This window comes from Streptomyces sp. AC627_RSS907 (genome assembly GCF_019049165.1).
Genome location: NZ_JAGMUE010000123.1, coordinates 40,900 through 48,525, shown reverse-complemented (window position 1 = coordinate 48,525; position 7,626 = coordinate 40,900). Strand labels below are relative to the sequence as shown.

Here is a 7,626-nt window from a genome sequence, read left to right as displayed (position 1 = left end):
CCGCGCCCCCGCCCGACACCACACCCCGCCCGATCCCGCGCCCTCCGCCCGGTCCCGCGCCCCCCGCCCGACAGCCGCCCCGTCGCCCGCCCCCACTACGGCAGAGTGATCCCCGGGTCCATCCCGCCCAGTGCCTTCCCGCACCCGCAGTCCCGGTCCGCGGTCGCCGGCAGGGCGGCCACCGCGTCGAACAGGACGCCCCGCAGCCGGTCCACGTTCGCCGCGAACACCCGCAGCACCTCCTCGTGCGAGACGCCCTCGCCGCTCTCCGCGCCGGCGTCGAGGTCGGTGACGAGGGTCAGCGAGGTGTAGCAGAGCTCCAGTTCACGGGCGAGCGCCGCCTCCGGGTGACCGGTCATGCCCACCACGGACCAGCCCTGCGCCCGGTGCCACGACGACTCCGCACGGGTCCCGAAGCGCGGCCCCTCGACCACGACCAGGGTGCCGCCGTCCACCGGCTCCCAGTCCCGCCCCCGCGCCGCCTTCAGCGCGGCGGCCCGTCCGGCGGGGCAGTACGGGTCGGCCAGCGACACGTGCACCACGTTGGGCACCGTGCCGTCGGGCGTCGGCAGCCCGTCGAAGTACGTCGACGGCCGGGACTTCGTGCGGTCGACGAACTGGTCCGGCACCAGCAGTGTGCCCGGCCCGTACTCGGGGCGCAGCCCGCCGACCGCGCACGGGCCGAGGACCTGGCGCACACCGGCCGAGCGCAGCGCCCACAGGTTGGCCCGGTAGTTGATCCGGTGCGGCGGCAGATGGTGGCCGCGACCGTGCCGGGGGAGGAAGGCGACCCGCCGGCCGGAGACCTCGCCGAGGAAGAGGGAGTCGCTGGGCGGCCCGTACGGGGTGTCGACCCGCACCTCGGTCACGTCGTCGAGGAACGAGTAGAAACCGGAGCCGCCGATCACGCCGATCTCGGCGTTCACCTTGTTCGCCATGCCCGCACCCTAGCCGCCCCGGGAAACGCCGAGGACCCCGTCGTCGGGTGACGACGGGGTCCCGTAAGAAGTCCTGAGGGGGCTTACGCGGCGGTGCTGCCGGCGGAGCTCGACGACGAGCCGGAGCCCGAGGACGAACCCGAGCCCGAAGACGAAGAGGACGACGAGGACGACGAGGAAGCGGACTCCGCGGAGGACGACGCGGACTTCGCGGACGACGCCGGGGAGCTGCTGGACGAGCTGCCGCGGCTGTCGTTGCGGTAGAAGCCGGATCCCTTGAAGACGATGCCGACCGCGGAGAACACCTTCTTCAGGCGCCCCTGGCAGTTCGGGCACTCGGTGAGGGCGTCGTCGGTGAACTTCTGCACCGCCTCGAGGCCTTCGCCGCACTCGGTGCACTGGTACTGGTACGTCGGCACTGTCTTCCTCCTGGCACTCTCACTCGATGAGTGCTAACGACGATCCATACTGACGTATTCCTCGGCATCAGTCCACTGCGGCGGGCGAGCGGTGACCGACGCCACGCGCGACCGTCCGTCCGTGGGCCTGTGCCGCCAGCCGCGACCGCAGCGCCACCAGGGTCGCCAGCGCGAGCACCGTGCCGCCCATCGGCGCCAGGAACCCGGCGCCGTCCCAGAGCCGGTCCTCCAGCTGTCCGGAGACGGTCACGGCGGCCGCCTGGCCGAGCGCCACCGCGCCGGTGAGCCAGGTGAAGGCCTCGGTACGGGCGCCCGCCGGTACCAGGGTCTCGACCAGGGTGTAACCGGTGACGAGGGCGGGCGCGATGCACACGCCGACGAGCAGGCCGAGGCCGGCCAGCACGAGCACCGAGTGCGCGGCCCACAGGCCGGACGCGGTCAGCGCCAGGGCGGTGTAGCCGACGAGGAGGCGCCGCTGCGGGGCGACCTTCCAGGCGATGGCGCCGCAGGCGAGGCCGGAGAGCATGTTGCCCGCGGCGAAGACGCCGTACAGGACGCCGTTCAGGCCGGGCTCGCCGATCGACTGGGTGAACGAGGCCAGCGAGACCTGCATGCCGCCGAAGACGGAGCCGATGCCCAGGAAGGCGACGATCAGGACGCGCACCCCGGGGACGCGCAGCGCCGACACGTGCTCCACGCGCGCGTGGCCGCCGTCGGCGGCGCCGACCACCGGCTGGGTGCTCTTCCGGGCGGCGAAGAGCAGGCCGCCCACCAGGGTGAGCGCGGCCTCCGTGAGCAGGCCCGCGGCCGGGTCGACGCCCGTGCACAGGGCGGTCGCCACCAGCGGGCCGAGGACGAAGGTCAGCTCGTCGGTGACGGACTCGAAGGCGGCCGCCGTGGACATCAGGGGGGAGCCCTTGAGCTTCACGGCCCAGCGCGCCCGCACCATGGGACCGACCTGCGGGACCGAGGCCCCGGTGGGAACGGCCGCCGCGAACAGCGCCCACAGGGGGGCGTCCGCGAGCGCGAGGGCGGTCAGGGTCAGGCCGGACGCCGCGTGGACGAGTACGCCGGGGAGCAGGACGGCGCGCTGCCCGTAGCGGTCGGCGAGCCGGCCGCTGTAGGGGGCGAACAGGGCCATGGAGACGCCGGTGACGGCCGCCGCGGCGCCCGCGACGCCGTAGGAGCCGGTGGTGTGCTGCACGAGCAGCACGATGGAGATCGTCAGCATCGCGAACGGCTGGCGTGCCGCGAAGCCGGGGAGCAGGAACGTCCAGGCGCCGCGGGTGCGCAGCAGCTGCCCGTATCCCGGGCGGGCGGAGGTGGGGGCGGTGCCCCGCGCGTCCTCCGGCGACTTCTTCGACTTCTTCGACAGGGAGTCCGTGGATGCCACGGGCCCGTGCCTTTCTGCCGCCTGGTGGCGCGGTCCGCCTCATGGCTGTCGCCGTGCGGGAGCGCCGAGAGCTGTCCTCTTGCGCGGACTGCGGTAGATACCGGAGCCCGGTGCGGAAGCAGGCTCTCCGGCCGCCATACGGTGCCGCCAGCTCTGCGTCAGGCAGAGTTGGTTCGATCAGGTGCCGCCTTCATCGTACAGGGATCAAGTGGGGCGCTACCTGTGAAAGGGAGCACCCCACCCGCGTTCACCTGTGATTGCCGCCGGCGTCGGTGGTGCCCAGCCAGCCGGCCAGCTTGCCGCCGCGTCCGACGGCGCGCAGCCGGGCCTCGGCGGCGTCCCGGACCGGGTCGGTGGCGACCACGAGGAGTTCGTCCCCGCGTCGCAGCCCCGTCGTCGGCAGCGGCACGAACGACGTCCCGTCGCGGACGATCAGCGTGACGGCGGCCCCGGCCGGCAGCCGCAGCTCGCTGATCTCGACGCCGTGCATCCGCGAGCCCTCGGGGACCGTGACCGACAGCAGGTGTCCGCGCAGCCGCTCCAGGGGCGCCGACTCGATGCCGAGGTCGGCGGCCTCGTCGCCCTTGCCCAGGCCCAGCTTGCGGGCGAGCCAGGGCAGCGTCGGTCCCTGGACCAGGGTGTAGACGACGACCAGGACGAAGACGACGTTGAAGATCCGCCGGCTGCCCGCGACACCCTCCACCATGGGGATCGTCGCCAGGATGATGGGCACGGCGCCGCGCAGTCCGGCCCAGGACATCAGGGCCTGCTCCTGCCACGGCGTCCGGAAGGGCGCCAGGCACAGCACGACGCTCAGCGGGCGCGCCACCATGGTGAGCACCAGCCCGATGACCAGCGCGGGCAGGATGTCGTCGCCCAGTTCGTGCGGTGTGACCAGCAGGCCGAGCAGCACGAACATGCCGATCTGGGCGAGCCAGCCGAGCCCGTCGGCGAAGCCGCGGGTGGCGGGCCAGTGCGGCAGCCGGGAGTTGCCCATGACCATCGCGGCGAGGTAGACGGCCAGGAAACCGCTGCCGTGGGCCATGGCGCCGGCCGCGTAGGCCGCGACGGCGATGGCCATGACGGCGATGGGGTAGAGGCCGGAGGCGGGCAGTGCCACGTGCCTCAGTCCCCACGACCCCAGCCAGCCCACCACCAGTCCGATGGCGGCGCCGATGGCCAGTTCCAGGGCGATCTCGCCCAGCAGGACGTACCAGTGCTCGATCGGGCCGGCCGTGGAGAAGGCGACCACGAGGATGACCACGGGGGCGTCGTTGAAGCCCGACTCGGCCTCGAGCGTGCCCGTTATGCGGGTGGGCAGGGGGATCCTGCGCAGCACCGAGAAGACGGCCGCCGCGTCCGTGGAGGACACCACCGCTCCGACGATCAGCGCCTGCCGCCATTCCAGCCCGGTCAGGTAGTGCGCGCCGGCCGCGGTCACGCCGACGCTCACCGCGACGCCGGCCAGCGCCAGTGCGGAGGCGGCCGGAAGAGCCGGCCTGACCTCCTTCCACTTCGTGCCGAGTCCGCCCTCGGCCAGGATCACGACCAGGGCCGCGTAGCCGATGACCTGGACCAGTTCGGCGTCGTCGAAATGGATGTCACCGATGCCGTCCTGGCCCATGGCGATGCCGATGGCCAGGTAGATGAGCAGACTGGGGAGCCCGGTGCGCGAGGAGACCCGGACCGCCGCCACGGCGATGAGCAGGACGAGCGCGCAGACGAGCAGGAGCTGGTTGAGGTGGTGGACAGTCAGCGGCCGGTTCCCTTCCCTGGTGCCAGTACGGACACAGCGCGGACGAGTGCGCCGTACGGCGCGCGACGGCGCACCTCCAGGGCACACGAAGCCGCGGGCCTCCGCGGACAACTACTTCGTTACCTTACCTAACTCTTGACGCTTTCTTGACGCTCATCCTGGCAAGATCGAACGCTCGTGCGCGCCCGTACCCCGACTCCGCGTCAAGGGGGCATGAGCCCTGCGCCTACAGTTGCTCCAGCGTTCAGTACAAAGCACAGCCCGCCCCTGCCGCTCGTGTTAGGACAGCAAGGACAGCGATGCCCCCCACCAACACCGCCTCTTCGGGTCAGCAGCCCGGCAAGTCCGGCAGGAAGAAGGGGCGCAAAGCGCGCCTGCTCGTCCTCGTGCTGGTCCTGGCCGTCATCGGCGGCCTCGTCTACGGGGCGTACTGGTCCATCAGCACCGTCCGCGCCTCCTTCCCGCAGACCAAGGGCTCGATCACGCTGGAGGGCCTGTCGGGTCCGGTCGACGTCAAGCGCGACGGCTACGGCATCCCGCAGGTCTACGCGTCCTCCGAGGAGGACCTGTTCATGGCGCAGGGCTACGTCCAGGCGCAGGACCGGTTCTACGAGATGGACGTGCGCCGCCACATGACCGCCGGGCGCCTGTCGGAGATGTTCGGCAAGAGCCAGGTCGACAACGACGAGTTCCTGCGCACCCTGGGCTGGCACCGCGTGGCGAAGAAGGAGTACGACGAGAAGCTGTCGGACTCCGCGAAGAAGTACCTCCAGGCCTACTCCAAGGGGGTCAACGCCTACCTGCGGGGCAAGGACGGCGCGGACATCTCCCTGGAGTACGCCGCCCTCGGCTTCACCAACGACTACAAGCCCCAGGAATGGACCCCGGTCGACTCGGTGGCCTGGCTGAAGGCGATGGCCTGGGACCTGCGCGGCAACATGCAGGACGAGATCGACCGCGCCCTGATGACCAGCCGCCTCGGCCCCAAGCAGATCGCCGACCTGTACCCGGCGTACCCGTACGACCGGAACAAGGCGATCGTCCAGGAGGGCCAGTACGACGAGCTCGACGAGACGTTCGACGGCGGCGCCGGCGACTCCGGGTCCGACTCCGGGTCCGGCACGGGCGGGGGCACCGGCACTGGCTCCGGCACCGGCACTGGCTCCGGCAGCGCGCTGCAGAGCCAACTGGCGGGTCTCCAGAACGTCCTGGACGACCTGCCCACCGCCGTCGGCGTCAACGGCAACGGCATCGGCTCGAACTCCTGGGTCGTCTCCGGCAAGCACACCATCACCGGCAAGCCGCTGCTGGCCAACGACCCGCACCTGTCGCCGTCGCTGCCGTCCGTCTGGTACCAGATGGGCCTGCACTGCCGCTCCGTCTCCGACAAGTGCCGGTACGACGTCGCCGGCTACACCTTCGCGGGCATGCCCGGCGTGATAATCGGCCACAACCAGGACATCGCCTGGGGCCTGACCAACTCCGGCGCCGACGTCACCGACCTCTACCTGGAGAAGATCACCGGCGCGGGCTACCAGTACGACGGCAAGGTGGTCCCCTTCGAGACGCGCGAGGAGACCATCAAGGTCGCCGGCGGCAAGTCCAAGAAGATCGTCGTCCGGGAGACCAACAACGGCCCCCTCCTCTCCGACCGCGACGACGAGCTCGTGAAGGTCGGCAAGAAGGCCACCGTCGACACCGCCGCCCCCGACCGCGGAGACGGCTACGGCGTGGCGCTGCGCTGGACCGCCCTGGAGGCGGGCACCACCATGGACGCCGTCTTCGCGATGGACCGGGCGAAGAACTGGGACGACTTCCGTGAGGCCGCCGCCCTGTTCGACGTGCCCTCGCAGAACCTGGTCTACGCCGACGCCGAGCACATCGGCTACACGCTGCCCGGCCGGATCCCGGTGCGCGCCGAGGGCCACGACGGCTCGGTCCCGGCGCCGGGCTGGAGCTCCAAGTACCGCTGGTCCGGCGAGTACATCGACCCGGACGAGCTGCCGTACGAGTACGACCCGGAGCGCGGCTACATCGTGACCGCCAACCAGGCCGTCGTCGATGAGGACACGTACCCGTACACGCTGACCACGGACTGGGGCTACGGCACCCGCAGCCAGCGGATCACCTCCCTGATCGAGCAGAAGATCAAGGACGGCGGCAAGATCTCCACGGACGACATGCGCCAGATGCAGCTGGACAACAGCAGCGAGATGGCCAAGCTGCTCGTGCCCCAGCTGCTGAAGATCGACGTGGCCGACAAGGACGTCCGCGAGGCGCAGAAGCTGCTGGAGGGCTGGGACTACACCCAGGACGCCGACTCGGCCGCCGCCGCCTACTTCAACGCCGTCTGGCGCAACATCCTCAAGCTCGCCTTCGGCAACAAGCTGCCCAAGGAGCTGCGGGTCGAGGGACAGTGCCTGTGGGTCGACCCGGTCAACACCACCGGTCCCGCGGACGAGACCAACAAGGTCCGCGAGTGCGGCCAGCGCGACGCCGACCAGGCCCAGCCGGACGGCGGCGACCGCTGGTTCGAGGTCGTCCGCACCCTGATGGACAAGCCGAAGAGCGACTGGTGGACGACGCCCGGGGCCGGCACCCGCAAGGGCGCCGACAACCGCGACGACCTGTTCAAGCGCGCCATGACCGACGCCCGCTGGGAGCTGACCGCCAAGCTCGGCAAGGACATCGACAGCTGGAACTGGGGCCGGCTGCACCGCCTGTTCCTGAAGAACCAGACCCTCGGCACCGAGGGCCCCGGCTTCCTGAAGTACGCCCTCAACCGGGGCCCGTGGAAGCTCAGCGGCGGCGAGGCCGCGGTCAACGCCTCCGGCTGGAACGCGGCCGGCGGCTACGGGGTGGTGTGGGTGCCGTCCATGCGGATGGTGGTCAACCTCGGCGACCTCGACAAGTCGCGGTGGATCAACCTCACCGGTGCCTCCGGTCACGCCTACAGCGCCCACTACACCGACCAGACGGACAAGTGGGCCGACGGAGAGCTGCTGCCGTGGGCCTTCTCGAAGAAGGCGGTCGACGACAGCACGAGCGACACGCTGGTGCTCAAGCCATGAGCACGCGCCCCTGACGGGAAACGGCCTCCACGCACGCGTGGAGGCCGTT

5 protein-coding genes are annotated in these 7,626 nt (G+C 71.2%); 1 reads left to right on the top strand and 4 read right to left on the bottom strand.

Annotated features, from left to right (window positions below; genetic code table 11):
* Positions 1-95: 95 nt before the first annotated feature.
* The 4 genes from KUM32_RS26195 to KUM32_RS26180 form a co-directional block, all read right to left on the bottom strand.
* Complete coding sequence (locus KUM32_RS26195; protein WP_217144419.1) at positions 96-938, bottom strand: S-methyl-5'-thioadenosine phosphorylase; 843 nt, start codon at positions 936-938, stop codon at positions 96-98.
* A gap of 83 nt (positions 939-1,021) precedes the next feature.
* Positions 1,022-1,357 (bottom strand): FmdB family zinc ribbon protein, encoded by a 336-nt coding sequence (locus tag KUM32_RS26190; protein WP_217144418.1) that lies wholly within the window; start codon positions 1,355-1,357, stop codon positions 1,022-1,024.
* Between the two features lie 67 nt (positions 1,358-1,424).
* Complete coding sequence (locus KUM32_RS26185) at positions 1,425-2,732, bottom strand: MFS transporter (RefSeq protein ID WP_217144425.1); 1,308 nt, start codon at positions 2,730-2,732, stop codon at positions 1,425-1,427.
* A 265-nt stretch (positions 2,733-2,997) separates the two neighbouring features.
* Positions 2,998-4,506: a potassium/proton antiporter gene (locus KUM32_RS26180; RefSeq protein ID WP_217144424.1), complete on the bottom strand. Its 1,509-nt coding sequence runs from the start codon at positions 4,504-4,506 to the stop codon at positions 2,998-3,000.
* Between the two features lie 299 nt (positions 4,507-4,805).
* Here KUM32_RS26180 and KUM32_RS26175 point away from each other — a divergent pair, with 299 nt between their 5' ends.
* Entirely contained in the window at positions 4,806-7,577 is a 2,772-nt protein-coding gene (locus tag KUM32_RS26175) for a penicillin acylase family protein (protein ID WP_217144417.1), read from the top strand.
* The last annotated feature ends 49 nt before the right edge of the window (positions 7,578-7,626 follow it).